Below are 25,102 nucleotides of genomic sequence, written 5' to 3' on the forward strand. Positions count from 1 at the left end.
GGCACGGGCGCCGGCGTCTCTGTCACCGTCACCGTCGCCGTCGGCGTCGGCGTCGGCGTCGGCGTCGGCGTCATCTCGTGCGCATGCGTCGGAGGCTGCATCGTCATGCGGTTCCGTCCACTCCCCTGCTCGTCCACTGGGCAGCCGGGACCGCATCTGGCGGGGCATCAGATCCGGCCTGGCCCAGACATATCGTGCACGACAAAACCCCCAAACATGGGTTAATCGGACAGAACGCGCGCAGCTTGTCACGAGCACCGGCGCGCGTGGGGTAGAGTTTTCCCTGTCACCAAGCGCCGCTAGCTCAGTTGGTTAGAGCAGCTGACTCTTAATCAGCGGGTCCGGGGTTCGAGTCCCTGGCGGCGCACAGACGAGAGAAGCCCCCCACAGTGAAAACTGTGGGGGGCTTCTTCGTTTCCGGCGGCGGCCGGCCTACACCGCCGTGCCCGAGCGGGCTCCGACGCCGGTCAGGTACGCCGACACCACCACGTTCGCCGTGTACTGCTTGGCGGCCTTGTCGTAGCTGCCGCCGCAGGTCACGAGCCTCAGCTCGGCCCGGCCCCGGACCTTGGGGCCGTAGGCCTTCGCCGGGTCGAAGCCCGCGCGCTCGTGGACCCGTACGTCCTCGATCGTGAACTCGGCGATCGAGCCGTCCGCCCGCACCACGCGCACCTTGTCGCCCGGCTTCGCCGAGCTCAGGCCGTAGAACACCGCCGGCTTCGACCGCGTGTCCACGTGTCCGACCAGCAGCGCGGTCCCGGCCGTGCCCGGCTGAGCGCCGCCGCGCCACCAGCCCACGGTGCCGGGATTGTCGTAGGGGGGCGGCTCGATCGCCCCCTGCGCGTCCAGGTCCCGGGTGATCACCGGCGCCTGCACGCCCATGGACGGTACGTCGACCCGCGCGGGCGCGGCCGGCCCCAGCGGGGTGTGCGCCGCGGGCAGGCCCGGGGCCGCCGGTCCGCCGGCCTGCCCGGGCAGGGGTATCGACACCCCGGTGATCTCACGGCCCCACAGCCACAGGCCGAGGACCAGCACCGACCAGGCGGCGAAGGTCAGCAGCCGGGAGCCGCCGGCGGCCTTCGGCTCGCCGCTCATCCGCTCACCCGCCGCTGCGGCGGCGGCGCAGGGTCAGCGCCCGGCCGGCGACCGCCAGGGTGGCCGCGGCGGCGAGCACCGCGCCGATCACCGTGTGCGGCAGGCCGGGGCCGTCGTCCCCTTGGCCCTTCTTGGCCGCCGCGGCCAGCTGCGCGGAGTCGGCGGCCTTCGCCTGGTCGGCGGCCTTCGCCACGTCGGCCGCCTTCGACTTCGCGGCGATCTCCTCGGACATGCCGCCGCCGCCCGCGTGGACCGGCCAGATCGGCGTGTGGTGCGGGTTGGGGTGGTGCTCGCGGCGCCGCTCGATCTCGATCGAGCCCCACTCGCGGTCGTCGCGGCCGCCGCACTTGACCCGGATGGTGTGCCGGCCCGGCTCGGCCCAGGAGCGGATCATCGCGTCGCCCCACAGGGTGCGGCGGTCGTCGCGCCCGGTGGACAGCCGGACCTCGGAGACGAAGACGGAGGACTGGGCGATGGCCCAGTCGTCGTCACAGCCGCGGACGCGCAGTTTGACCTGCGCCCCCGGCTCGGCCGGATTGGGGTCGACGGACACGCTGCCGCGGTTGTTCCAGTCCTCCGCGAAGGCGATGGGCGCGGTCACGGCGGACAGGGCCGTCAGGGCGACGGCCACCCCGGTGACACGGAGAGCGATCAGATCGGTGCGCATGGTGAACCTCCTCAACAAGGAGATTCACGCGCGGCGCGCCGCTCCGCATCCGGAGCGGCGCTCTCTTGGCCCGTACGTGTCAGCCGTACGACCTAATCGCCGAGCTGATCGGGGCACCCGCCGGGGTCCGCCGGCGTACCCCGGACGGACGCCGGACGGACCTCAGACGAGGTCGACGAGGTCCGCGATGGAGTCGAACGTCTGGGTCGGGCGGTACGGGAACTTCTCGGTGTCCGCCGTCGAGGTCAGGCCGGTCAGCACGAGGAAGGTCTGCATGCCCGCCTCGAGCCCCGCCAGGATGTCGGTGTCCATCCGGTCGCCGATCATCGCGCTGGTCTCGGAGTGCGCGCCGATGGCGTTCAGGCCGGTCCGCATCATCAGCGGGTTGGGCTTGCCGGCGAAGTACGGCTTCTTGCCCGTCGCCTTGGTGATCAGCGCGGCGACCGCGCCCGTGGCGGGCAGCGGGCCCTCGGTGGAGGGGCCGGTCTCGTCCGGGTTGGTGCAGATGAAGCGGGCGCCGCCGTTGATCAGGCGTACCGCCTTGGTCATGGCCTCGAAGCTGTACGTACGGGTCTCGCCCAGGACCACGTAGTCGGGCTCGTGGTCGGTCAGGATGTAGCCGATGTCGTGCAGCGCGGTGGTCAGGCCGGCCTCGCCGATGACGTACGCGGTGCCGCCGGGGCGCTGGTCGTCGAGGAACTTCGCGGTGGCCAGCGCCGAGGTCCAGATGTTCTCGACGGGGACGTCCAGGCCCATGCGGCTGAGGCGGGCCTGGAGGTCGCGCGGGGTGTAGATGGAGTTGTTGGTCAGGACCAGGAAGGGCTTGCCGGACTCGCGCAGCCGGTTGATGAAGGCGGAGGCGCCGGGGATCGGGGTGCCCTCGTGGATGAGGACCCCGTCCATGTCGGTGAGCCAGGATTCGATCGGCTTGCGCTCTGCCACTGGACTGTTCTCCGCTCTCGGTGGCGTCTGACCTCGGTGACCTCTGGTCTCTACCACCCTATCCGGGCCGGACCGCGGACGCGTTCGGCGTCCACGGCCCGGACCGGAGGGCGAAACAGCTGGTCGGGCCGGTCGTGTCAGGCCAGGCGGACGTTGTCGACGGTCCAGTACCAGTTGTTGCTGCCGCTGTAGCGGAAGCGGACCTGGACGTCGGTGGCGCCGGCCGGGACCTGGAGCGCGATCGACTCGGAGCGGGCGACCGCGTCGGCGGTGTAGCTCTTGACGACCGTCGGCGTACCGCCGTTGTAGGAGACCAGGACCTGGGCGGTCTGGCCGGACTCCTGGCGGTAGTGGGTCTGGAAGGTCAGGTTCCGCGTCGACCCGGCGGTGACCGGCCACTTGGGGGTGATGAGGGTGGAGTCGTAGGAGCCGGTGTGGCTCTTGTCGTCCCACTCGTCGGAGTCGGCGACGGCGAAGACGTCGCGGGAGCGGACGTTCAGCTCGCGCCACTGGTCGCGCTGCGACTGGCTCCAGAACTCGTCGGTGGCGAAGGCCCATCCGGCCCACTCGGTGACACCGCCCGTGCCCATCTTGGAGTTGTCGACGGACCAGCCGGCCGGCGGGGTGTGCGTGAAGCCCTTGGTGGCGGCCGGGATGCCCGCCTCGTCCACGCGCGCCTGGAGGATCGGGCGCAGGGTGTCGAAGGGGTCGTCGTCGGGGGCGTTCAGCGGGACGCCGTCGATGCCGGGGGCGCTGACGCCGACCTGGGCGAGCGCGGTCGCGGCCACGTCGACGAGCTTGACGTCCTCGCGCACCGAGCCGGCCGGGATGCCGGCGCCCTTGGCGATGACGAAGGTGCCGCGCTCGGCGATGGTGGAGCCGCCGTGGCCGCCGGAGTTGGTGTGGCCGTGGTCGGTGGTGACCAGGATCTTCCAGTTCTCCTGGGCGTAGGTCGGGCGGTTCTGGACGGCGCCCAGGAGCTGGCCGACGAGGACGTCGACGCGGGCGACGGTGTCCAGGTACTGCTGGCTGGCGGCGCCGTAGGAGTGGCCGGCCGCGTCGATCTCGCCGAGGTAGACGAAGGCGGCGTCCGGGTTCTGGTCGCGCAGTTCGGTGGCGGCCGCGGCGGCGATCTTCGGGTCCTCGCTGCCGTAACCGTCGCGGTCGCCCTTGAGGGAGAGGCGCTTGTCGACCTTGGCCGAGAAGATCGGGCCGTTCTGGTCGGTGGAGGTGATGGGCTCCCAGTCGGCGGCCGCGTACGTGTTGAGCGCCGGCTTGGCGTTCTCGATGCGGGTCAGGAAGTCCGGGTGGGCCGTGTAGTTCTTGCCGGTGAAGGAGTTGTCCTTCACGCCGTGCTTGTCGGGCCAGACGCCGGTGGCGATGGAGGACCAGCCGGGTCCCGAGGAGGTGGCTCCCATCGGGTTCGCGTACAGGGTGCTGCGGGCGGTCAGGCCCTGGGCCATCAGGCCGTTCAGGTGCGGGGCGTTGGCGGCCTTGACGCGGTCGAGGACCGCGCCGTCCAGGCCGATGACGAGCACCTTGTCGGTGGTGGCGGCGGCCTCGTCGGCGGTCGCGGCGTGGGCGCCGAGCGCGGTGGCGAGCAGGGCCGTGGCGGTGGCGGCCACGGCGAGGGTCCGTCCGGACAGGACAGTGGGCACGTACTCCTCCGGGAGTAATCGTGGGGAAGGCGCAGGGGACGTACGGGTGCGCTGGCGTGCGGCTGTACTGGCGTGCGGGCGCACGAGCGTAGGGCGGGTCCGGACCGAAGGCGAGATACGGTCCAGACCCGTTATGTGAGCGTCACTATCCTGGCCGTGGGTGGCCGGGAGGCGTCCAGTCGGCTTCCGGTCAGCTTCCGGTCGCCGACTTCCACGCGTCGACGTAGCCGGTGAGGTTCTTGTCGATGTCGGCCCAGTCCGGCTCGAAGACCTCGACCCCGCTCATGAGCTTGGTGAGCTCGACGGCGTTGGCGTCGGTGGGCTTGACGTCGGTGCGCGCCGGGAAGCCGCCGCCGACCCCGCTGACCAGCTTCTGGGCGTCCTCGCTGAGGAGGTGATCGAGGAGCTTCTTGCCGTTCTCGGTGTGCGGGGCCTTGTCGAGGAGCCCGGCCGCGTACGGCAGGGAGAAGGTGGTGGGCTTGGCGCCCTCCTTGGCCGGGAACCAGATGCCCAGGTTCGGCATGGACTTGGACTGCGCGAAGTTCATCTGGACGTCGCCGTTGGCGACGAGCAGCTCGCCCTTGTCGGTCTTGGGCGCGAGCTTGCTGGTGGAGGAGGACGGGCCGACGTTGTTGGCCTGGAGCTTCTTCAGGTACTCCATCGCCGGCTCCTTGCCGCCGAAGTCGTGCATCGCCTTGATGAGGACGGCGGTGCCGTCGCCCGCGACGCCCGGGGTGGAGTACTGGAGCTTGCCCTTGTACTTGGCGTCCAGCAGCTCTTCCCAGGTCTTGGGGGCCTGGGCCAGCTCCTTCTTGTTGTAGACGAAGCCGAAGTAGTTGTTGACGACCGAGGTCCACTTGCCGTCGGCGGCCTTGTCCGCGCCGTTGACCTTGTCGGAGCCCGCCGGCTTGTACGCCTGGAGCAGGCCCTTGCCGTCGGCCTGCTGGATGAAGGGCGGCAGGGTGATCAGTACGTCGGCCTGCGTGTTGGTCTTCTCCCGGACGGCGCGCTGCACCATCTCGCCCGAGCCGCCCTCGACGTACTTGACCTCGATGCCGGTCTTCTTCGTGAAGTCGGCGAAGACCTTGTCGTACCAGCCGTCGCCCTTGTCGCTCTTGAGTCCGTCGGCGCTGTAGACGGTGACGACCTTCTCGCCACCGCCCTTGGCGCCGTCGGCCGAGCCGTCGGAGCCGGTGGAGGAGGAGCCGCCGCAGGCGGCGAGGGAGGCGGCGAGGGCGAGGCCGCCGGTGACGGCGGCGGTGGCGCGCAGGTACTTGTTGCTGGGCATGGAACTTCCTCACGGGGAAAGGGAGTCAGCGGGGAGTGCGGCAGGGGGTCAGCGGTACGCGGCCTTGGTGCGGACGCGCGAGACGGCCAGCAGGACCAGCAGGGTGGTGGCCATCAGGACCACGGCGACGGCGGAGCCGCTGAAGAGCGAACCGCGGTCGGTGGCGGTGAAGATGCGGACCGGCAGGGGCATCCAGTCCGGCGGGTAGAGCATCATCGTGGCGCTCAGCTCGCCCATGGACAGGGCGAAGCAGAGTCCCGCGGCCGCGGTGAGCGACGGCAGCAGGAGGGGGAGCTTGACCCGCCACAGCACGTACGCGGGTCGGGCGCCCAGGGAGGCCGCCGCCTGCTCGTACGCGGGATCGAGACGCACGATGGCAGCCGAAACCGACTGGTAGGCGAACGCCGTGACAAGAATCGTGTGCGCCAGGATCACGATCGAGCTGGTGCCGTTGAGGAGCAGCGGCGGCTTGCTGAAGGCGACGAGCACGGCGAGGCCGACGACCACGGACGGTACGGCGACGGGCAGCACGAAGAGCGCGTCCAGGGACCGCTTGCCGCGGCGGCCCAGTCCGGCGGCGGCGAGCGCCGCCCAGGTGCCGACGGCGAGCGCGAGGAGGCTGGCGGCGAACGCCGTGGCCAGCGAGGTGGTCAGCGCCTGGAGGGACTCGCCCCGGACGGCCGCCGTGTAGTTCTCCGTGGTCGGGCCGGAGGGGAAGGCGCCGGACCAGTGGGTCGAGAACGACGCGGCCACCACGACGAGCAGGGGCAGGGCGAAGAGGGGCAGGAAGAGGAGTCCGAAGAGGCTCCAGGCGGCCCAGCGGCCGGTCTTGCTATGCACCAGCACGCTTGCTCACCACCCGGTAGAGGCCGAAGAGGCCGACGGAGATCGCGATGTTGACGACGGCGACCACGCAGGCGGCCGAGTAGTCGGATTCGAGGATCGCCTTGCCGTAGATGAGCATCGGGAGCGTGGTGACGCCCTTGGCTCCGGTGAACAGGACGATCCCGAACTCGTTGAGGCACATGACGAGAACGAGGCTGCCGCCCGCGGCGAGGGCCGGCAGGGACTCGGGGAGGATCACCCGCCGCACGATGCGGGCGGGCTTCGCGCCGAGCGAGGAGGCCACCTCCAGTTGGGCGGTGTCCAGCTGGGAGAAGGCGGCGAGCAGCGGGCGCATGACGAAGGGCGTGAAGTAGGTGATCTCGGCGAGGAGCACGCCCCACGGGGTGGTCAGGAAGTGGAAGGGCCCGTCGGTGACGCCGAAGGCGTCGGTCCACAGGCCGTTGGCCATGCCGACCGTGCCGTAGACGAAGAGGAGGGCGAGGGTGATGAGGAAGGAGGGGAAGGAGAGGAAGACGTCGATGAACTTGGCCACGGCACGCGCCCCGGGGAACGGGACGAAGGCGATGACCAGCGCGAGCGCGAAGCCGAGGACCAGGCAGCCGACGGTGGCGCCGACGGCCAGCCAGACCGTGGTGCCGAGGGCTTCGCGGAAGGAGTGCGAGGCGAAGACGGAGGCGTAGGAGTCGAAGGCCCCGGCGCCGTTCTCGGGGGTGAGGGACTGCTGGACGACGAGCGCGAGCGGGTAGAGGAAGACCGCCGCGAGCACGGCCACGGGAGGGACCGCCCACAGCCAGCCGGGAACGCTACGGGGCGCACGTGCGGCCTTCGCCGCGAAGCCGCCTGGGGCTTCGGCCGGGCCTCGGGGCGCGCCTTGGGCAGGGCTTCGTACCGGCTGTTGGGGTAGGACCGGAACGCCGGGGGGGGGCGGGACCCCGAGGACGGGGCGGCCGGGGCGGCCCCCCTCGAGCGGGCGCGGGAGGGGGGGCCCGTCGTTCGCGACCCAGCTGAAACCCCCCAGGCTGACGGGCCGGTCCGCGGGGATCCGCCTGTAGCAGGCCGGCAAGGGCCCCGCCCTGGCGACGGGCCTGGACCGCAACCTGACGGCGCGGGGATAGGGGGCCGGGAAGGGCTGCCGGGAAGCGAACTCGGGAAGACGGGAGGGCTGCCGGGGGAGACTGCGGGAAGGGCCGCGGCAAGGGCTCGGCCGGCGGACGACAGGGTGCCGCGGCGGGCGCCGGTTCCGTCTTGAGCGGCGGGGCGGGCTCGGAGGGCACCACGGCCGGCGAACGCTGGGCGGGTCCGGCCGGGCAGCACGAGCAGCCCGCTCCAGGGGGCCGGGGGCCGAATGGTCCCGTCGCGGGGGCCGACGCGGACCTGGCCGACGGGGCGGGGGCCGCCGACGGGGTGCCCGGGGAGGGCGCCGTCTGCTGCTTGCCCGCCGGGGTGCTCGGCCGACTGGAGGGGCCGGAGCCGCGGGTCTGTTCCGGAGGCTTCGGAAGGAGACCCTGGAGCGGCGCCACGTCTTCGTCTATGGCCTGGAAGACCGACTCCACCTCGCCGCCCACGTCCGTGAGCTGCGCCGGGAGGTTTCCCCGGAGCTTGGCCCACGCGTCGCGGTGCGAGCGGGAGAACGAGGACAGCGCCTGGATCGGGCCGAGCGAGCCGTCCCGTTCGTAGGCGGCCTGGAGGAGCCGGTGGCCCTCCGAGGCGTCGTGCTTCATGCCCGCGAGCGCCCGGCGGATCTCACCGAGGGACTCGTGGTCCAGCGCGCCGGCACGGCCGCGCTCCATCAGCCGGCGGGCCTCCGCCAGACGGTTCGAGGCCTGGTCGAGATAGAGCTCGCCCCGGTCCGAGTCGTCATCGGCCATCCCGAGCCGGATGTCCTCCATCCCCCGCTTCACGGGGTACAGGTGGTCACCCGGCAGGGCGTCCGTACTCGCAGCGGCCACTCCGCTGAAGGCCCCGGCGGCCACACCCACGGTGAGGCCACCCGCCGCGATGCCCTTGGACCAGCGGGAGCGGGGCCGCAATTTCCGGAGCGATGTCGCCCGGTGGGCGCCGCGGCCGGTCCGCTGTTCGGGCACTTGAGGGTCCGGGGCGGCACTGCCCCCGGCCCTTTCCTCCATCACCATGGCCTCCATGGCGGCGACGAGCTGTGCTCGTTGCACCACTTTGACCTCTGGATCCAGCACCGGGCGCGGCATTCTTTCGCCGAGCACGCTCGCCAGGGCCAACAACCGGTCGTGGTCGGCAGGTTCGGCAGGTGCCTCGGACTGCTCGGCCGCCGGGTCCGGTTCCGAAAGATCGGACAGGGTCCGATCCTCCAGGGCCTGGGCGAAGGCGTTCGCCCGCCGGTGCGGAGTCACGTTCGCGATCACTGGCGGCACCTCCTCTCGTCATGACGATCGACTCCCCAAGGTGTCCGGAAGGTTGCCTTCCTTGAGCACATCCACACTTTCGAGTGAGCGGCTTCGGGCAGGGCTTGTCCACAGGGAGCCTGCATCCCGCACAACGAGCGGCGCGGCACTTGGGTTACGGACGAAGGATGATCGGACCACAGGGTCGTCAGTGTCATCAGGGAGGGTTACCGAATGTGAGTAAGGGAGTCAGCGGGCGTCGTCCGGGAGCAGGCGGGCCAAGGTGCGGACCGCCCGGTACTGGAGCGTCTTGATGGCGCCCTCGTTCTTCCCCATCACCCGGGCCGTCTCGGCGACCGAGAGGCCCTGCAGGAAGCGCAGGGTCACGCACTCCTGCTGCTGCGGATTGAGTTTCCGTACGGCTTCCAGCAGGGCCGCGTTGGAGAGGGACTCCAGGACGGAGTCCTCGGGGGACCTTTCCACCTCGTTGGCGTCGAGCATTTCGCCCGTGGTGACTTCCAGGCGGAAACGGCTCGACTTGAAGTGGTCGGCGACCAGGTTGCGGGCGATCGTCACGAGCCAGGCGCCGAAGTCGCGGCCCTGCCAGGTGAAGGTGGAGATGCGGCGCAGCGCGCGCAGGAAGGTCTCGCTGGTGAGATCCTCCGCGGTCGCCTTGCCGCCGACGCGGTAGTAGATGTAGCGGTAGACGGTGTCGCTGTACTGGTCGTACAGGCGGCCGAAGGCATCGGCTTCGCCGGCCTGGGCGCGTTCGACCAGGTCCATCATGCGGGCCTGGTCGCTGTCCGCCGTGGGGCGGCGGGCGGCGGGCGCGGTGGTACCGGTGGCGGAGCCCCCGGCGGCGGCGCCGGAGCGTCCCCGTCTGCCCACCGTCGCTCCGCCGTCGGTCAGGGCATAGCAAGGACCGGCCGGGCCGAGTCCGGCGGGGACCGCGGTGGCGAATGCGGGGACGGCGTACGCGGTGGGGACGAAGCCGCGCAGGTGGTCGAGGACCGTCGCGCGCAGCGTAGCCAGGCCCGAGGCGTCAACCCCGACAGGTGGGTACACGGGACTCCCAGAGGCAGAGCTTCCATCACGTGCAGTGCGGGACCGTTCACCCTTCGTGGCGACAGATGAGCGGTGGCATGCGTTTGAGGAGAATAACGCTTCGTACAGGCCGCGCTACACCTAGTTGCTCAAATCATCGGTTACGACACTTCTGTTGCGTGTCGAGGGCATATTCAGTCGCAGATGGTGATCGATTCTTGATCGGTTGGGTACGCGGAATGGCGGCTTCCACGGTGGCTCGCGACCGAGTCGGGCAGGGCGGAGTGCCGCGCCGGGGGCGCGGGTAGAGGTGAGCGAATGCCCCGGCCCCGGGGGTGCGGCGGCGCAGGGCGGGCCGCCGCGGGCCGGGAGGCCGTGCGGGGGCGGGGATGCGGCCGGGACGGGGCCCGCGGACGCTACTTGCGGCGGCGGTGCAGGGCGATCGCGGCGGCCGCGCCGCCCGCGATCGCGCCGACTCCGGCGGCTGCCGGGACGCCGACCTTCACGGCCTTGCGACCGGTCCGATAGTCGCGCAGGCGCCAGTCGTGGGCGCGGGCATGCTTGCGCAGTTTTGTGTCGGGATTGATCGCGTACGGATGTCCGACCAGCGACAGCATCGGGATGTCGTTGTGCGAATCGCTGTACGCGGCGCAGCGCGCGAGGTCGAGGCCCTCGGCGGAGGCCAGGGCGCGCACCGCCTCCGCCTTGGCGGGGCCGTGCAGCGGCTCGCCGACGAGCCGGCCGGTGTACACGCCGTCCACGGACTCGGCGACGGTGCCCAGGGCCCCGGTGAGGCCGAGCCGGCGGGCGATGATCGTGGCCGTCTCCACGGGGGCGGCCGTCACCAGCCACACCTTCTGGCCGGCGTCGAGGTGGGCCTGGGCCAGGGCGCGGGTGCCCGGCCAGATCCGCTCCGCCATGTACTCGTCGTAGATCTCCTCGCCGATGGACATCAGCTCGGAGACCTTGTGTCCCTTGACGATGGACAGCGCGCTGTCGCGGGCGTCCTGCATGTGCTCGGGGTCCTCGACCCCGGCGAGCCGGAACCAGGCCTGCTGCCAGGCGAAGCGGGCGAGCTCGCGGCGCTGGAAGAACTCCCGCTTGTAGAGGCCGCGGCCGAAGTGGAAGATCGCGGCGCCCTGCATGACGGTGTTGTCGAGGTCGAAGAAGGCGGCGGCGAGGTCGTCGCCGGCGACGGGGAACTCCGGCTCGGCGGGCTCGGCGGGCGCGGTAGGCGCGGTGGCCTCGGCCGCCGCGGCATCCCGGGCTTCGAGCGCCTCGGCCTCTTCCGCTTCGGCCGCCTCCAGCGCCTCGGCGGAGTCCACGGTGTCGAGCGGTTCATCGGCCAGCGCGGTCTTGCGGGCGGCTTCGGCCGAGGCCTCGCCTGCCAGCACGCTCCGCGCGGTGGCGGAGCGCCTACGGGGGGTGAGCCATCCCAGAGCGGCCATGACGCGAGCATAGCCATTGTGTTCGGGACTTCCCGAACCGGTGGGAATCGGGTGTGTGAACTCTTCGGCGGCTCCGGTCCCTTCGGTGCGACCCGGACACAAGCGGGGCGCGGGAGAATGGGGGCATGAGTCCTTTGCTGCGCCGAGCCGGAAAGAAGCGTCCCGAGGAGCGGATGGTCACGCTCATCGGGAAGCCGGGGTGCCATCTGTGCGATGACGCCCAGGAAGTGGTCGAGAAGGTCTGCGCCGAGACGGGCGCACAGTGGGAGAAGAAGGACATCTCGCAGGACGAGGAGCTCTACCGCCTGCACTGGGAGCAGATTCCCGTGGTGCTGGTGGACGGCGAACAGCACACCTTCTGGAGGGTGAACCCTGACCGGCTCCGACGGGCATTGCAGGCTTGACCCCTCGGACGGTTACCATCATGGGCGATTTATGGGGTCTCGGGGGCGTATTGGTGAGGAGAGTGTGGAGTTTTGCCCCCTTTGGGATTTGAACGGGTTCGGCGTGTCACCCGTTCCCACTCTGTCCGCCCAAGGCGCGTGACCCCGGTCACTTTGCTCGGACAAAGCGGACACAATCTTTGTGCACGCGTTCACAAAGACATAGCCTGCATTCGACGGGGTGGTCCTGGGACAAGAGGCCACCTGCAGCCCCGCTCATCCCGCAGGAGCATCGTGGCAACTGGCCGAACTCACCGACCGGCGACCCGCAGCCGAGGTATTCCCGAGGCCACTGTCGCCCGGCTTCCGCTGTACTTGCGTGCCCTCACCGCGCTCTCCGAGCGATCGGTGCCCACGGTGTCCTCCGAGGAGCTCGCCGCAGCCGCCGGAGTCAACTCCGCGAAGCTGCGCAAGGACTTCTCCTACCTCGGCTCCTACGGGACGCGCGGGGTCGGATACGACGTGGAATACCTCGTCTACCAGATCTCCCGCGAGCTCGGACTGACCCAGGACTGGCCGGTCGTCATCGTCGGCATCGGCAACCTGGGCGCGGCCCTCGCCAACTACGGAGGCTTCGCGTCCCGCGGCTTCCGCGTGGCGGCGCTCATCGACGCCGACCCGGCCATGGCCGGGAAGCCCGTCGCGGGCATGCCCGTACAGCACACCGATGACCTGGAGAAGATCATCGAGGAGAACGGCGTCTCGATCGGGGTCATCGCGACCCCGGCCGGTGCGGCGCAGCAGGTGAGCGAGCGGCTGATCGCCGCCGGCGTCACCTCCATCCTGAACTTCGCGCCCACGGTGCTGTCCGTGCCCGACGGCGTGGACGTGCGCAAGGTCGACCTGTCGATCGAGCTGCAGATCCTGGCGTTCCACGAGCAGCGCAAGGCCGGCGAGGAAGCCGCCGCAGCCGCTGCCGCCGGCGGCAGCGCCGCGGGCACCGGCACCGGCGCGGCCCCCGCCGCCGCCGTGGTCCCGCCCGCCGGGCGGGCCGCGGCCGTCGCGCGCAAGGGCAACCCCGAGGGCGACCACCCGGCGGTGATGCCGGCATGAGTCTGCTCGTCGTAGGGCTGAGCCACCGCAGCGCGCCCGTGAGCGTGCTCGAACGCGCCTCGCTGCCCGCCGATGCCAAGGTCAAGCTGCTGCACGACACGCTGGCCGCGGAGCCGGCGGCGGAGGCGGCGGTCCTCGCCACCTGCAACCGCATCGAGCTGTACGCGGACGTGGACAAGTTCCACGCGGGCGTCGCCGAGCTGTCCACCTTGCTGGCGCAGCACAGCGGCGTCGCGCTCGAGGAGCTCACCCCGTACCTCTACGTGCACTACGAGGACCGGGCCGTGCACCACCTCTTCTCGGTGGCGTGCGGACTGGACTCCATGGTCGTGGGCGAGGGACAGATCCTCGGCCAGATCAAGGACGCGCTCGCGCTGGGGCAGGAGCTCCACACCGCGGGCCGGCTGATCAACGACCTCTTCCAGCAGGCGCTGCGCGTCGGCAAGCGGGCGCACTCCGAGACCGGGATCGACCGGGCGGGGCAGTCGCTGGTGACCTTCGGGCTGGAGCAGCTCGCCGTGCACACGCCGGTCGAGCAGTGGGCCGACGGGAAGCGGGCGCTCGTCATCGGGGCCGGATCGATGTCCTCGCTGGCCGCGGCCACGCTGGCGCGGGTCGGCTTCACCGAGATCGTCGTCGCGAACCGGACCGCCGAGCGGGCGGAGCGTTTGGCCGAGATTCTGGTTGCCTCGGGCACCGGGGTGGCGGCTTCTGCCGTTCCGATGGCCTCGGTCGCGGACGAACTGACACGAGTCGACGTCGTGGTGTCGTGTACCGGCGCCACCGGGCTGGTGCTGACCGGGGACGAGGTGGCCGAGGCCGTTGCCCTGGCCGGGCCGGAGGAGGCGGGACCTGCGGGGGCCGTCCCCCACCCGCCCTTCGACCGTTCCCCGGGCTCCGCCCGGACCCCGCGGGGCTCCGCCCCGGACCCCGCGCCTCACACGCCGGCGGGGCTGGATGTGTCCGCCGTCGCGCGGCTCGCCGTGCTCTCGGCCGGCGGTCGGCGGATCGCCGATGGCGGGGCCGTGCGGAGCAAGGTGGTCGTCGAGGAGCGCGACGGATGCCCCGTCGGGCTCGACGCGCCGGCCGCCGATCCGGGACGCACCGCCGACGGGCGGGCCGCGCTCACCGGCGTCGACGCCAGCTCGCTCGAACTGCACGGAACCTGGGCCGATCAGGGCGAGGCGACCGCACAGCGGCAGCCCCGCAAGGGAGCCCGCGGCCAGGTGGACGCGCAGCCCGTACGGCTCGCCCTGCTGGACCTCGCCATGCCGCGCGACATCGACGCCGCCGTCCACCGGATCCCCGGCGTACGGCTCGTCGACATCGAGTCGCTGGCGGAGGCCTCGGCCGACGCGCCGATGGCCGCGGACGTCGACGCCGTACGCGGGATAGTGGCCGAGGAAGTGGCCGCCTTCGGCGCCGCACAGCGGGCCGCGCACATCACGCCCACCGTGGTCGCCCTGCGCGCCATGGCCGCCGAAGTCGTCGCCATGGAAGTGGCACGGTTCGACGGACGGGTACCCGACCTCGACGAGCGGCAGCGGGCCGAAGTGACCCAGACCGTGCGGCGCGTCGTCGACAAGCTCCTCCACGCGCCGACCGTGCGCGTCAAGCAGCTCGCGAGCGAGCCCGGCGGCGCCGGGTACGCCGAGGCGCTGCGCGAACTCTTCGATCTCGACCCGCAGACGGTGGCCTCCGTCAGCCGGGCGGACGCGGCAGACCAGAACGACGACTCAGGACGGGCATCATGAATCCACGTCTCGACCAGCCCCTCCGGCTCGGCACGCGACGCAGCAAGCTGGCCATGTCCCAGTCCGGACATGTGGCCGAGGCGGTACGGGCGATCACCGGCCGACCCGTCGAGCTCGTGGAGATCACGACCTACGGTGACGTGTCCCGTGAGAGCCTCTCGCAGATCGGCGGCACCGGCGTCTTCGTCACCGCCCTGCGCGAGGCCCTCGTACGCGGCGAAGTCGACTTCGCCGTGCACTCGCTGAAGGACCTGCCCACCGCGCAGCCCGCCGAGCTCGTCATCGCCGCCATGCCGCAGCGCGAGGACGCCCGCGACGCGCTCGTCGCCCGCGACGGCCTGACCTTCGAGCAGCTGCCCGACGGCGCGCGCATCGGTACCGGTTCGCCGCGCCGCACGTCCCAGCTGCACGCCTACGCCAAGTCGCTCGGCAAGGTCATCGAGACCGTCGCCATCCGCGGCAACGTCGACACCCGGATCGGGTTCGTGCGGGACGGAGAGCTCGACGCCGTCGTCCTCGCCGCCGCCGGACTCAACCGGATCGGCCGCGGCGACGAGGCCACCGACCTGATCTCCGTCGACAACGTGCTGCCCGCACCCGGCCAGGGTGCCCTGGCCGTGGAGTGCCTCGCGTCCTCGACGGACCTGATCGCCGCGCTCGGCGAGCTCGACGACCCGTACACCCGGGCCGCCGTGACCGCCGAACGTGCCCTGCTCGCCGCCCTGGAGGCCGGCTGCAGCGCCCCCGTCGGGGCGCTCGCCGACCTGCTGGCCGACGGGCAGATTGTCAATGAGATGCGCCTGCGGGGAGTCGTGGGAACCCTCGACGGTTCCACGCTGGTGCAGATGTCCACCACCGGTCCCGTGCCCCAGTCGTACGACGAGGCCATGGCGCTCGGCCGCGAACTCGCGGACGAGATGCTGGCCAAGGGCGCGGCCGGTCTGATGGGGGAGCGGTCGCTTTGAACCCCACAAGTCCCACCACCTCCGCTTTCCCGGCGGTCGCCGTCCACGGGCACGTCACCTTCCTCGGTGCCGGTCCGGGCGACCCGGGTCTGCTGACGCTGCGCGCCGTCGAGGCACTCGCCGCCGCGGACGTCCTGATCGCGGAGCCCGAGGTGCTCGAGGTCGTACGTACGCATGCGCGCGCGGGGGTGGACACGCCGCAGCTGACGATCGCTGACGAGAAGTCAGCAGCCGCCGGGGTCCCGGTGATCCGAGATGCCGCCAATCTTGTCATGGAGGCCGCACGCTCCGGCAGGCGGGTCGTCCGTGCCGTCACCGGCGACCCCGGACTCGACGGACACGCGGCCGACGAGATGCTCGCCTGCGCCACCGAGGGCATCCCCTTCGAGGTCGTCCCCGGCGTCGCGACCGCCGTCGGCGTGCCCGCGTACGCCGGTGTGCCGCTCAGCGGCAAGCAGGGCGCGGACGTGCGGTTCGTGAACGCACGGAGCGCCTCCCAGCGCTGCTGGAGCGAGGCGGGCGCCAGCGACGGCATCCTCGTCGTCTCCGCCACGCTGGAGACCGTGTCGGCGGCCGCCGCCGAGCTGGTGAGCGCCGGGCGCAAGCCCGACACCCCGCTCACCGTGACCGTGGCCGGCACCACGACCCGCCAGCGGACGTGGAGCGCGACCCTGGGCACCATCGCCCAGGTGTTCAAGCAGGGCAAGATCCTCCCCTCGCCCGAGGGATCACGGCCCGTCATAGCCGTGGTCGGGGAGCACGGCGCCGCCGCGCGCCGCGAGGAGCTGTCCTGGTTCGAGTCGAAGCCGCTGTTCGGCTGGCGCGTGCTCGTACCGCGGACCAAGGAGCAGGCAGCCTCGCTCTCCGACCAGCTGCGCTCGTACGGCGCCGTCCCGCACGAGGTGCCCACCATCGCCGTGGAGCCCCCGCGCACCCCGCAGCAGATGGAGCGGGCCGTCAAGGGACTCGTCACCGGCCGCTACGAGTGGATCGCCTTCACCTCGGTGAACGCGGTGAAGGCCGTGCGCGAGAAGTTCGAGGAGTACGGGCTCGACGCCCGTGCCTTCGCCGGCATCAAGGTCGCCGCCGTGGGCGAGCAGACCGCCGCCGCGCTGGTCGAATTCGGCGTCAAGCCCGACCTGGTGCCCAGCGGCGAGCAGTCCGCCGCCGGACTGCTCGAGGACTGGCCGCCGTACGACCCGGTCTTCGACCCGATCGACCGCGTCTTCCTGCCGCGCGCCGACATCGCCACCGAGACCCTGGTCGCCGGGCTGATCGAGCTCGGGTGGGAGGTCGACGACGTCACCGCCTACCGGACCGTGCGCGCGTCCCCGCCGCCGCAGGACACCCGCGAGGCGATCAAGGGCGGCGGCTTCGACGCCGTGCTCTTCACCTCCTCCTCGACCGTGCGCAACCTCGTCGGCATCGCCGGCAAGCCGCACAACGTCACCGTCATCGCCTGTATCGGACCGGCGACGGCCAAGACGGCCGAGGAGCACGGCCTGCGGGTCGACGTCCTCTCGCCGGAGCCGAGCGTCGGCAAGCTGGCGGAGGCCCTCGCCGAATACGGCGCGGCGCGCCGCGAGGCCGCGAAGGAGGCCGGGGAGAACGTCTACCGGCCGAGCGAGCGGCGCCCGGGCGCGCGCAGGCGCCGTACGACGTAGGGGCAGGCAGCTCTCCACGGGGCCCGGGCGCGGTGCGCGCCCGGGCCCTGTGGCATGTTCGGGGCATGACGGCACTGGGGGAAGCGGCACGGGCGGGCGACGCTGAGGCGGTACGGGAACTGCTGCGGGAGGGCGCCGAACCCGACGCGGTGGACGCGCGGGGCCTGCCGCCGCTGTGCGCGGCGGTGGCGGCGTACGCGCACGAGGCGGCCGATCTGCTGGTGGAGGCCGGCGCGGACCCGGACCGGGTGCTGCCGGACGGTACGACCCCGCTGCTGCGGGCCCGTCGAGAGCGGCTCCCCGGCGGTGGTCCGCGCGCTGCTGTGGTCCAGGGACCTCCCCGACCCGGCGGAGCGGCTGCCGGAGGCGGAGCGGGCACGGCTGCTGGACGCGGCCCGGCACTGGTACGGGGCGGGCGCGGAGGCGGAGCTGCGGCGCCGGACGGGTGCTGCGGGCCCGGCCGAGACCGCGACGGTGGAGGACGAGTGGTGCCAGGTCGAGGAGATCACGCTCGGCGGGCTGACGGTACGCGCGGGACACGGCGCCGTACTGACCACCCTGGAGGCGCTGTTCGGCGTCCCGGTCCCCCTGGAGGAACTGGTCGCCCGCGCCGTCCGGCACACCGAATCGCACGTGGACTGGTCCGCGGCCGGCAGACGGCTCGAGGCCCGGCTCGCGGAGGGCAGCCGGGAGGTCGTGACGGCTCTGCGGCACCACCCGTCCCCCGTCCACCGCCGCTTCGCCGCCGACTGGCTGGTGACCGTGCAGTGGCGCCTCAAGGCCGAGGAGTACCCGTACGACGCGGAGGACCGGGAGCTCCTCGCCGCCTGGGCGGACGTGGAGCCGGACCCCGAGGTCCTCGCGGCGGTGCTGTGGGCCATCACCGAACACGACGTGGGGCACCCGCGGCTGGAGTCCATCGGCCTGAGGTACGCCGTCCACCCGGACCCCCGGGTGCGCATGCGGTCGGTGTACTGCATGGGCTGGTCCGACGGGCCGTTCACGGCCGCGGAGCGCGGGGCCCTGGAGCTCCTGGCGGCCGACCCCGACGACGAGGTGCGGTTCTGCGCCGTCCTGAGCCTGCTGGCGGCGGGACAGGACGTGGACGCCCTGCACGGTGTGGTCCGCGACCTGGTCCGCGACCCGCACAGCCCGATGCGGCTGGCGGCCGCGGACAGCATGGCGGAGTCCGCCGACCGCACGGCCGACGCCACGGACCTGCTGCTGTCCCTGCTGGACGCGGGCGAGCAGCTGACCCGCCTGGTCGGCGCCTACGGGCTGGCCCTGCGGGACCATCCGGGCACCCCGGAGGCGTACGCGCGGGCGGAGGAACTCGGCCCGTTCTTCACGCCCGACCACCGGGTGAACGCGCTCTGGAGCTGGCAGGAGCGCAACGACCCCGCCCGGGGCGCCGCCGGTGCACGGTACCCAGACGGCACTGAGTAGCCGAGCGGGTACCGGCGGGCGGGCGGCCCGAGTTGAGTGGTCCCATGACCGCCCACGACCTCGCCCGCAACCCCGACGCCGACCGGGACCGCCGGGCCTACATCGCCCCGCTGGCCTCCACCCTGCTGACGCTGCCGCTCGCGTTCCTGTCCCTGCTGTACGCGGGGCTGTCGCCGATGGCCTGCGACTCCTGCGCCACGGAGGCCGCCCACGCCTTCGACGCGAGCTTCGAGACCGCCTGGCCGGTGTTCTGGGTCGGCCTGCTGGGCACGCTGGCCCTGCTGGTGTGGTGCTGGGCCCTCCCGTGGCGGACCGGCAACGCCGCCCGCCGCGTCGGCATCGCGCTCGCCGCGCCCGCGCTGGTGCTCCTGAACGCGGCGGTGTTCTGGGCCCTGCTGGACCTGCCGTAGGACCCCGCCGGGCCTCGGGACCGGGGCCCGCCCTCCCGGCGGCAGCGCCTAGGCTTGGCAGCGACTGCTGTCGAAGCGCGAAGAGGCGACCAGAAGATGAGCACGTACGGATCCTTCCCCGGCTCGCGGCCCCGCCGGCTGCGCACCACCCCGGCGATGCGGAGGATGGTCGCGGAGACCAGGCTGCACCCCTCGGACCTGATCCTCCCGGCCTTCGTGCGGGAGGGGATCTCGGAGCCGCTCGCCATCTCGGCGATGCCGGGCGTGGTCCAGCACACCCGGGACACGCTGCGGAAGGCCGCCGTGGAGGCGGTCGCGGCGGGCGTCTCGGGGATCATGCTGTTCGGGGTCCCGGCGGACGAGAACAAGGACGCGCGGGGCACGGCGGGCACCGAGCCGGACGGGATCCTGCAGCTCGCGATCCGCGACGTGAAGGCCGAGGTCGGGGACGAGCTCGTCATCATGTCGGACCTCTGCCTCGACGAGTACACCGACCACGGGCACTGCGGGGTCCTGGACGAGCACGGGCGCGTCGACAACGACGCGACGCTGGAGCGCTACGCCGAGATGGCGCAGGTCCAGGCCGACGCGGGCGTCCACGTGGTCGGCCCCAGCGGGATGATGGACGGCCAGGTCGGCGTCGTCCGCGACGCGCTGGACGAGACGGGCCACGAGGACGTCTCCATCCTCGCGTACACGGCGAAGTACTCCTCCGCCTTCTACGGCCCCTTCCGCGAGGCCGTCGCCTCCTCGCTCCAGGGCGACCGCAAGACGTACCAGCAGGACCCGGCGAACGCCCGCGAGTCGCTGCGCGAGCTCGCCCTCGACCTGGAGGAGGGTGCGGACATGGTCATGGTCAAGCCGGCCGGTCCCTACCTCGACATCCTGTACCGGGTCGCGCAGGCGGTCGACGTGCCGGTGGCGGCGTACCAGATCAGCGGCGAGTTCGCGATGATCGAGGCGGCGGCGGAGAAGGGCTGGATCGAGCGAGACCGGGCCATCCTGGAGACGCTGCTCGGCATCAAGCGCGCGGGCGCGGACACGATCCTGACGTACTGGGCGACGGAGGTCGCGGGCTGGCTCCGCGCGGAGCGCTGACGCTGGCCGCTGGGTTTGGGGGGCGGTGCGGGGCGGGACGCAGCCGCCCCCGTGCCGCCGACTCGCGTCGTGTCCCGCCCAGGCGCACGCTGGAAGCAGGGTGAACCCCTGGAGGTGATGCACCATGTCCACACTCGTCGGGTGGCATGCGGAGCTCGAATTCACCGAGGAGGGCCACCGCACCAGTGCGGCGGCCCTGGTAAGGCTCGGGGACGGCTCCGAGATCAGAGCGCACGGCTACGCCATGCGCCACCCCTCCGACCCGGAGCAGCTGAGGGTCGGGGAAGAGATCGCGGGTGCTCGCGCGCTCATGGATCTCGCGTCGCAGATGCTGCAGAAGGCCCACTCCGAGATCGACGAGGCGACGGGCCGCCATTCCTACCCGCTCAATCGCTGAGCGCACGGCCGACCCCTGGCCGCCCCCACCCGGAGCCGTCAGCGGGTCCGGCCGCGGAACAGGGTGCCCGCCAAGGCCACGGCCACCGCCGTGATGCCCGCGCACCAGGCCAGCGCCACCCAGGGGGAGTTCCCCGCCGACTGCGCCAGCAGCAGTGCGCGCAGGGATTCGATGACCGGGGTCAGCGGCTGGTTCTCGGCGAAGCCGTGCAGCCAGGTCGGCATCGTGTGGATCGGGACGAACGCGCTGGACGGGTACGGCAGGAACATCATCAGGAACGTGAAACCGCCAGCCGCCTCGGGGGACTTGGCGAGCAGACCGAGTACGGCGGCAAGCCACGAGATCGCCGTGATGTACGCGAGCAGCAGTCCGGCCGCAGCGAGGAAGGCGAGCGGTCCGGCCTGGGGTCGGAAGCCGATGGCGAGGGCGACGGCGAGGACCAGGACGGTGGACAGCAGGTTGCGCAGGACGGAGGCCGTGACGTGGGCGGCCAGGATCGGGACGCCTCCGATGTCCAGGGAGCGGAAGCGGTCGACGATCCCGTTCTTCATGTCGTCCGCGACGCTGACGGCGGTGCTCGCCGCGCCGAAGCCCGCGCAGAGGAGCATGGCGCCGGGGACGACGTACGTCACGTACTCGGTCCCGGTGTCGATGGCGCCGCCGAAGAAGTAGACGAAGATCAGCATCAGCATCACGGGGAGCATCAGCGCGGCGATCAGCGCGTCCGGGCTGCGGCGGCTGATGCGCAGGCTGCGGCCGGCCAGCGCGAGCGCGGCGGTGGGGGCAGTCATCGTGGTCGTCATGGTCATCGGGCAGCTCCCGTCAGGGCGAGGAACACGTCGTCGAGGGTGGCGGTGCGCACCGCGAAGCGGGCGATGTCGGTGCAGTCCGGGTCGAGTTCGTCGAGCAGGGCACGGACGTGGGCCGCGCTGCCGTCGGTGGGCAGGCCCAGGGTGAGCTCGTCCGGTACGAGGTGCACCGCGCGCGGGGTCAGTGCGTCGTAGGCGGCCCGGTGGGTCAGGGTCAGGTCGAGGCGGTGGCCCGCGACCCGCGACTTGAGCGCGGCGGGCGTGCCCTCGGCGACGATCCGCCCCTCGGCCAGGACGACGACGCGGTCGGCGAGCCGGTCGGCCTCCTCCAGGTACTGGGTGGTGAGCAGCACGGTCGTGCCGTCCGCGCGCAGTTCCCGTACGAGGTCCCACAGGTCCTGGCGGCTGCGCGGGTCGAGTCCGGTCGTCGGCTCGTCCAGGAAGATCACCTCCGGCTGCGAGACCAGGCTTGCGGCGAGGTCGAGGCGCCGTCGCATGCCTCCCGAGTACGTCTTCGCCGTGCGCGCGGCGGCCTCGGCGAGTCCGAAGCGCTCCAGCAGTTCGTCGGCCCGGGCCCGCGCCGCGCGCGGGCGCAGTCCGCGCAGGCGGCCCATCATGCGCAGCATCTCGGCGCCGGTCTGGAGTTCGTCGACGGCCGCGAACTGCCCGGTGAGGCTGATGGAGCGGCGTACGAGGGCCCGTGCGGACGCGGTGTCGTGGCCCGCGACGCGGGCGGTCCCGGAGTCGGGCTCGGTGAGGGTCGCCAAGATGCGGACGGTGGTGGTCTTCCCGGCGCCGTTGGGGCCGAGGAGGGCGAGGACGCTGCCGCGCGGGACGGCGAGGTCGATGCCGTCGAGGACGCGCAGGGCGCCGTAGGACTTGGTCAGGGCGGTGGCGTGGATGCCGAGGTCGTCGTGCGTGGTCATCGCGGACCGCGCTCCCTTCTGGCTTCTGCGTATGGGTTACGCGCTACTGCGTAAGTAATACACAGAACTAGGATGTGGGTCAACGACTCATCAGGGAGGAGGCGGCGATGGCGAAGGACCCCGACGGGGAAACCGGGCTCCCGGCGAGCCTGGAGATGGCCTGGGGTCTGCGCGAACGCCCCGGCAAGGGCCCCCGCCCCACCCTCACGCTCCCCCGGATCGTGGACGCCGCCGTCGCGCTCGCCGCGGGGGAGGGGATGGACGCCGTCTCCATGGGCCGGGTGGCCAAGGAACTGGGCGTCTCGACGATGTCCCTCTACCGGTACGTCACGGCGAAGGAAGAGCTGTACATCCTGATGGCCGACGCGGGCGTCGGCACCCCGCCGCCCGAGCCGTCCGGCGGCGGGGAGGGGATGGGCTGGCGGGAGCTGCTGTCGCAGTGGGCGTACGCGCAGCGGACCGTCCTGATGATGAACACCTGGATCCTGCGCATCCCGATCACCGGGGCGCCGGTCAGCCCGAACCAGCTCGCCTGGATGGAACGCGGGCTCGCGGCGATGGCCGGGACCGCCCTGCGGGAGAGCGAGAAGGTCTCGGCGATCGTCCTCATCGGGGGCCTGGTCCGCAACGAGGCGACGATGGCCGCGGACATGATGGACGCCATCGTGAAGTCCGGCGTCGCACCGGACCAGGTGCTGGGCCAGTACGTGCGCACGCTGCGGCTGATGACCGGCCCGGACACGCACCCGGCGGTGACCCGGCTGCTGGAGTCCGACGCGTTCACGGGCTCGGACGAGCCGGACTTCCAGTTCCGCTTCGGCCTGAACCGCATTCTGGACGGCCTGGCCGCGCTGATCGGCGAGCGGTCCGCTCCGTGAGCCCTTGGGGCGGACGTGAGGGAGGCGCAGGAGCGGGCCGCCGCCCTCTACGGCAGCGACGGGGAGCTTGAGGGCGAGGCCGTGGCGGTCGGCAACGCTCCGCCGGCGTCCGAGCCCCAAAGCCCGCCGGCCCCGCCGCCGGCGCGACCGCTTCAGGCGCTGAGCCGGCCCGCCAGCCGGGTCATCGCCTCCCGGAGTTCGCGTTCCGCGCCCAGCGGGACGATCGCCGCGCGGGTCGGGACGCGGACGCCGCCCGTCAGGGCCACCCGGGTGCCGCCGCCCGGTTCCGGGGCGGCGGCCATGCCGATGATCAGGAAGCGGCTCTGGAGCCAGCACCAGCCCGGGCGCAGGACGCCGCGGAAGTGCGCGCGCAGACCGTATTTGCTGCGCGCCAGGGCCTCCACGCGGTCGCCCGTGACCCGGAGCACGCGCACGGTGCGCATGTCCGGCTGGAAGCGGCCGAACTCGCCCTCCAGGTCCGACATCACCGCCCAGACGGCCTCCACGGGGGCCGGGAGGACCCCTTCGACGACCCGGGCTCCCGGGACGCCGGCCGCCATGACGCGCAGGCGGGCGATCGAATCCATCTCGTACGTCCTGTCGTATGCCCTCTCGTACGTCATGCGGACCACGCCTTCCGGAAGCTCGAACGGGCCCGGTGCAGCCGGGACTTGGCGGTGCCCGGCGGGACGCCGAGCAGGGCGGCGGCGGACTCCTCGTCGAGGCCTTCGACGTCCCGGAGTACGAGGACGGCCCGGTGAGCGGGGGAGAGGCGGGCCAGGACGTCCTCGATGTCGACGGCGAGCTGCGGGTCGTCCGGGGCGGGTACGTCGGCCAGTTCGGCCGGGCGGTCGCGGGCCGCGCGCCGGGCGGTGCGGACGGCTTCGCGGACCGCGACGGACCGGACCCAGCCGTACAGGGTCTCCGGGTCCCGCAGGGTGCGCAGCGACCGAAAGACGTTGAGCAGGGCCTCCTGCGTGGCGTCCGGGCCGTCCGCGAGGGCGATCGGTACGCAGATCCGGGCGATGTACGGGGTCAGGTGGTCGAGGAGGTCGTGCAGCGCGAGGGTGTCTCCGCCCCGGGCCGCGCGCGCGAGGGCGACTCCCCGGGCGCGGGCGGCGGGGGTGAGGGGTCCCCTCGGCGGGGCCGGCGGGTTCACCGGGCTCGCGCCAGACGCGCCGCGGCCCAGCCGAAGCCGAGGCAGGCGGGGGTGTAGAGCGCGAGGGTGAGGGTGCGGAAGGGGCCGTCCGCCGGGCTGTCGAGGAGGCCGGCGGCCCAGCCCAGGCCCGCGAGGCCGCGTACGGCCAGACCGGCGGCGACGGCTGCCGTCACCAGGCGGGCGGGCCGCCCTCCCTGGCCCCGCGCGTGCGCGAGTACGGCGGCGGCCCCGGTCAGGGTGAGCGCGGCGAGCGGCAGGACGACGGGCGGCCCGAAGGACACCTCCGTGCCGAGCACGGCCAGCGACAGGGTCCGCTCGTCGGGGGCGGGCCAGGTCAGGCCGGTGGCCCAGTACAGGTGGACCAGCCCGTCGGTGGCGAGCAGCGCGGCGAGCGTCCGCCCGGTGCGCCTTCGCGTCGTGTCCTTCATGTGTGCCCCCTCGGTGGTGAAACGCTCCGGCACACAGAGGAGGGGGCTCACAGGGGAGACGTTCCCTGTGAGCCCCGTCACGCGAGCGGGTGAGCGGCTGAGGGGGTGGGGGGAGTGGGGTTGAGGGGCCGGGCCGGCCGGCCGGGGGCTGTCAGTCGCGGGTTTTCGGGCTGGCCGGGATGACCGCGATGTGGGCGTCCTGGGGGTTGGCCAGGGCGGCCATGCGGCCGGCCGGCATGGGACAATCGTTGGAGTGTAGTGCGCTGGCTGGGTAGTGTGTGAGGAAGACGATGAATATGGACACGGTGTATGTTTTTTTGTGAATGC

General features: G+C 72.3%; 24 protein-coding genes, 1 tRNA gene and 1 pseudogene. 11 read left to right on the plus strand and 15 right to left on the minus strand.

Annotated elements, in window-relative coordinates; all coding sequences use genetic code 11:
- Nucleotides 1-293 precede the first annotated feature (293 nt).
- Nucleotides 294-367 (plus strand) — tRNA-Lys (locus tag DRB89_RS26450).
- 65 nt (nucleotides 368-432) lie between these two features.
- Here the strand turns inward: DRB89_RS26450 and DRB89_RS26455 are convergent.
- The 10 genes and pseudogenes from DRB89_RS26455 to DRB89_RS26500 all read right to left on the minus strand — a co-directional run bounded on the left by DRB89_RS26455 (nucleotide 433) and on the right by DRB89_RS26500 (nucleotide 11,345).
- Nucleotides 433-1,095 carry a class F sortase gene (locus DRB89_RS26455; protein WP_112450604.1) on the minus strand — a complete coding sequence of 221 codons (663 nt, stop codon included), beginning with the start codon at nucleotides 1,093-1,095 and terminating at the stop codon, nucleotides 433-435.
- 4 nt (nucleotides 1,096-1,099) lie between these two features.
- The gene (locus DRB89_RS26460; RefSeq protein ID WP_112450603.1) at nucleotides 1,100-1,762 is read right to left on the minus strand and encodes a hypothetical protein; all 663 of its coding nucleotides are present in this window, start codon (nucleotides 1,760-1,762) and stop codon (nucleotides 1,100-1,102) included.
- Nucleotides 1,763-1,924: 162 nt separating this feature from the next.
- Nucleotides 1,925-2,704 carry an HAD-IIA family hydrolase gene (locus tag DRB89_RS26465; protein ID WP_112450602.1) on the minus strand — a complete coding sequence of 260 codons (780 nt, stop codon included), beginning with the start codon at nucleotides 2,702-2,704 and terminating at the stop codon, nucleotides 1,925-1,927.
- A gap of 137 nt (nucleotides 2,705-2,841) precedes the next feature.
- Entirely contained in the window at nucleotides 2,842-4,362 is a 1,521-nt protein-coding gene (locus DRB89_RS26470; RefSeq protein ID WP_239516347.1) for an alkaline phosphatase family protein, read from the minus strand.
- A 190-nt stretch (nucleotides 4,363-4,552) separates the two neighbouring features.
- Complete coding sequence (locus tag DRB89_RS26475; protein WP_112450601.1) at nucleotides 4,553-5,650, minus strand: 2-aminoethylphosphonate ABC transporter substrate-binding protein; 1,098 nt, start codon at nucleotides 5,648-5,650, stop codon at nucleotides 4,553-4,555.
- A gap of 48 nt (nucleotides 5,651-5,698) precedes the next feature.
- Entirely contained in the window at nucleotides 5,699-6,496 is a 798-nt protein-coding gene (locus DRB89_RS26480) for an ABC transporter permease subunit (protein WP_112450600.1), read from the minus strand.
- Nucleotides 6,483-7,268 (minus strand): 2-aminoethylphosphonate ABC transporter permease subunit, encoded by a 786-nt coding sequence (locus tag DRB89_RS26485; protein WP_239516348.1) that lies wholly within the window; start codon nucleotides 7,266-7,268, stop codon nucleotides 6,483-6,485. The genes DRB89_RS26480 and DRB89_RS26485 overlap by 14 nt, the downstream gene beginning before the upstream one ends.
- A 691-nt stretch (nucleotides 7,269-7,959) precedes the next feature.
- Nucleotides 7,960-8,874: pseudogene (locus tag DRB89_RS44950) on the minus strand (DUF5667 domain-containing protein); the annotation flags it as partial.
- A 228-nt stretch (nucleotides 8,875-9,102) separates the two neighbouring features.
- A complete protein-coding gene (locus tag DRB89_RS26495) occupies nucleotides 9,103-9,918 on the minus strand; it encodes an ECF subfamily RNA polymerase sigma factor, BldN family (protein ID WP_112449468.1) in 816 nt (271 codons plus the stop codon).
- A 395-nt stretch (nucleotides 9,919-10,313) separates the two neighbouring features.
- A complete protein-coding gene (locus DRB89_RS26500) occupies nucleotides 10,314-11,345 on the minus strand; it encodes an HAD-IB family hydrolase (protein WP_112449469.1) in 1,032 nt (343 codons plus the stop codon).
- A gap of 125 nt (nucleotides 11,346-11,470) precedes the next feature.
- Between DRB89_RS26500 and DRB89_RS26505 the strand changes: the two genes are divergently transcribed.
- The 9 genes from DRB89_RS26505 to DRB89_RS26545 all read left to right on the plus strand — a co-directional run bounded on the left by DRB89_RS26505 (nucleotide 11,471) and on the right by DRB89_RS26545 (nucleotide 20,575).
- Nucleotides 11,471-11,749, plus strand: coding sequence for a glutaredoxin family protein (locus DRB89_RS26505; protein ID WP_112449470.1), 279 nt, complete (start codon nucleotides 11,471-11,473; stop codon nucleotides 11,747-11,749).
- Between the two features lie 273 nt (nucleotides 11,750-12,022).
- The gene (locus DRB89_RS26510) at nucleotides 12,023-12,841 is read left to right on the plus strand and encodes a redox-sensing transcriptional repressor Rex (protein WP_112449471.1); all 819 of its coding nucleotides are present in this window, start codon (nucleotides 12,023-12,025) and stop codon (nucleotides 12,839-12,841) included.
- Complete coding sequence (locus DRB89_RS26515; RefSeq protein WP_112449472.1) at nucleotides 12,838-14,595, plus strand: glutamyl-tRNA reductase; 1,758 nt, start codon at nucleotides 12,838-12,840, stop codon at nucleotides 14,593-14,595. Before DRB89_RS26510 ends, DRB89_RS26515 begins: the two co-directional genes overlap by 4 nt.
- Entirely contained in the window at nucleotides 14,592-15,560 is a 969-nt protein-coding gene (gene hemC, locus DRB89_RS26520; protein ID WP_112449473.1) for a hydroxymethylbilane synthase, read from the plus strand. Before DRB89_RS26515 ends, hemC begins: the two co-directional genes overlap by 4 nt.
- Nucleotides 15,557-17,224, plus strand: a complete 1,668-nt coding sequence (locus DRB89_RS26525) for a bifunctional uroporphyrinogen-III C-methyltransferase/uroporphyrinogen-III synthase (protein WP_112449474.1) — start codon at nucleotides 15,557-15,559, stop codon at nucleotides 17,222-17,224. The genes hemC and DRB89_RS26525 overlap by 4 nt, the downstream gene beginning before the upstream one ends.
- A 306-nt stretch (nucleotides 17,225-17,530) precedes the next feature.
- A complete protein-coding gene (locus DRB89_RS26530; RefSeq protein WP_112449475.1) occupies nucleotides 17,531-18,670 on the plus strand; it encodes a HEAT repeat domain-containing protein in 1,140 nt (379 codons plus the stop codon).
- 44 nt (nucleotides 18,671-18,714) lie between these two features.
- On the plus strand, nucleotides 18,715-19,080 hold the full coding sequence (locus tag DRB89_RS26535) for a hypothetical protein (protein ID WP_112449476.1): 366 nt from the start codon (nucleotides 18,715-18,717) through the stop codon (nucleotides 19,078-19,080).
- 96 nt (nucleotides 19,081-19,176) lie between these two features.
- Entirely contained in the window at nucleotides 19,177-20,178 is a 1,002-nt protein-coding gene (hemB, locus tag DRB89_RS26540; RefSeq protein WP_112449477.1) for a porphobilinogen synthase, read from the plus strand.
- 124 nt (nucleotides 20,179-20,302) lie between these two features.
- Complete coding sequence (locus tag DRB89_RS26545) at nucleotides 20,303-20,575, plus strand: DUF1876 domain-containing protein (RefSeq protein WP_112449478.1); 273 nt, start codon at nucleotides 20,303-20,305, stop codon at nucleotides 20,573-20,575.
- Nucleotides 20,576-20,613: 38 nt separating this feature from the next.
- Here DRB89_RS26545 and DRB89_RS26550 read toward each other — a convergent pair whose 3' ends face one another.
- Entirely contained in the window at nucleotides 20,614-21,378 is a 765-nt protein-coding gene (locus tag DRB89_RS26550; RefSeq protein WP_239516864.1) for an ABC transporter permease, read from the minus strand.
- 2 nt (nucleotides 21,379-21,380) lie between these two features.
- Entirely contained in the window at nucleotides 21,381-22,310 is a 930-nt protein-coding gene (locus tag DRB89_RS26555; protein ID WP_112449479.1) for an ATP-binding cassette domain-containing protein, read from the minus strand.
- A gap of 107 nt (nucleotides 22,311-22,417) precedes the next feature.
- On the opposite strand from DRB89_RS26555, the gene DRB89_RS26560 reads away from it, so the two are divergent.
- Nucleotides 22,418-23,188 carry a TetR/AcrR family transcriptional regulator gene (locus tag DRB89_RS26560; RefSeq protein ID WP_112449480.1) on the plus strand — a complete coding sequence of 257 codons (771 nt, stop codon included), beginning with the start codon at nucleotides 22,418-22,420 and terminating at the stop codon, nucleotides 23,186-23,188.
- A 152-nt stretch (nucleotides 23,189-23,340) separates the two neighbouring features.
- Here DRB89_RS26560 and DRB89_RS26565 read toward each other — a convergent pair whose 3' ends face one another.
- Genes DRB89_RS26565 through DRB89_RS26575 form a run of 3 tightly spaced genes read right to left on the minus strand, consistent with a single transcriptional unit; the run spans nucleotide 23,341 to nucleotide 24,775 of the window.
- Nucleotides 23,341-23,811 (minus strand): SRPBCC family protein, encoded by a 471-nt coding sequence (locus DRB89_RS26565; RefSeq protein WP_112453536.1) that lies wholly within the window; start codon nucleotides 23,809-23,811, stop codon nucleotides 23,341-23,343.
- Entirely contained in the window at nucleotides 23,808-24,347 is a 540-nt protein-coding gene (locus DRB89_RS26570; RefSeq protein ID WP_112449481.1) for a sigma-70 family RNA polymerase sigma factor, read from the minus strand. The genes DRB89_RS26565 and DRB89_RS26570 overlap by 4 nt, the downstream gene beginning before the upstream one ends.
- Entirely contained in the window at nucleotides 24,344-24,775 is a 432-nt protein-coding gene (locus DRB89_RS26575; RefSeq protein ID WP_112463890.1) for a DUF3995 domain-containing protein, read from the minus strand. The genes DRB89_RS26570 and DRB89_RS26575 overlap by 4 nt, the downstream gene beginning before the upstream one ends.
- Nucleotides 24,776-25,102 lie beyond the last annotated feature (327 nt).

The sequence above is a fragment of the Streptomyces sp. ICC4 genome, assembly GCF_003287915.1.
In the GTDB taxonomy this organism is placed as follows: domain Bacteria; phylum Actinomycetota; class Actinomycetes; order Streptomycetales; family Streptomycetaceae; genus Streptomyces; species Streptomyces tritrimontium.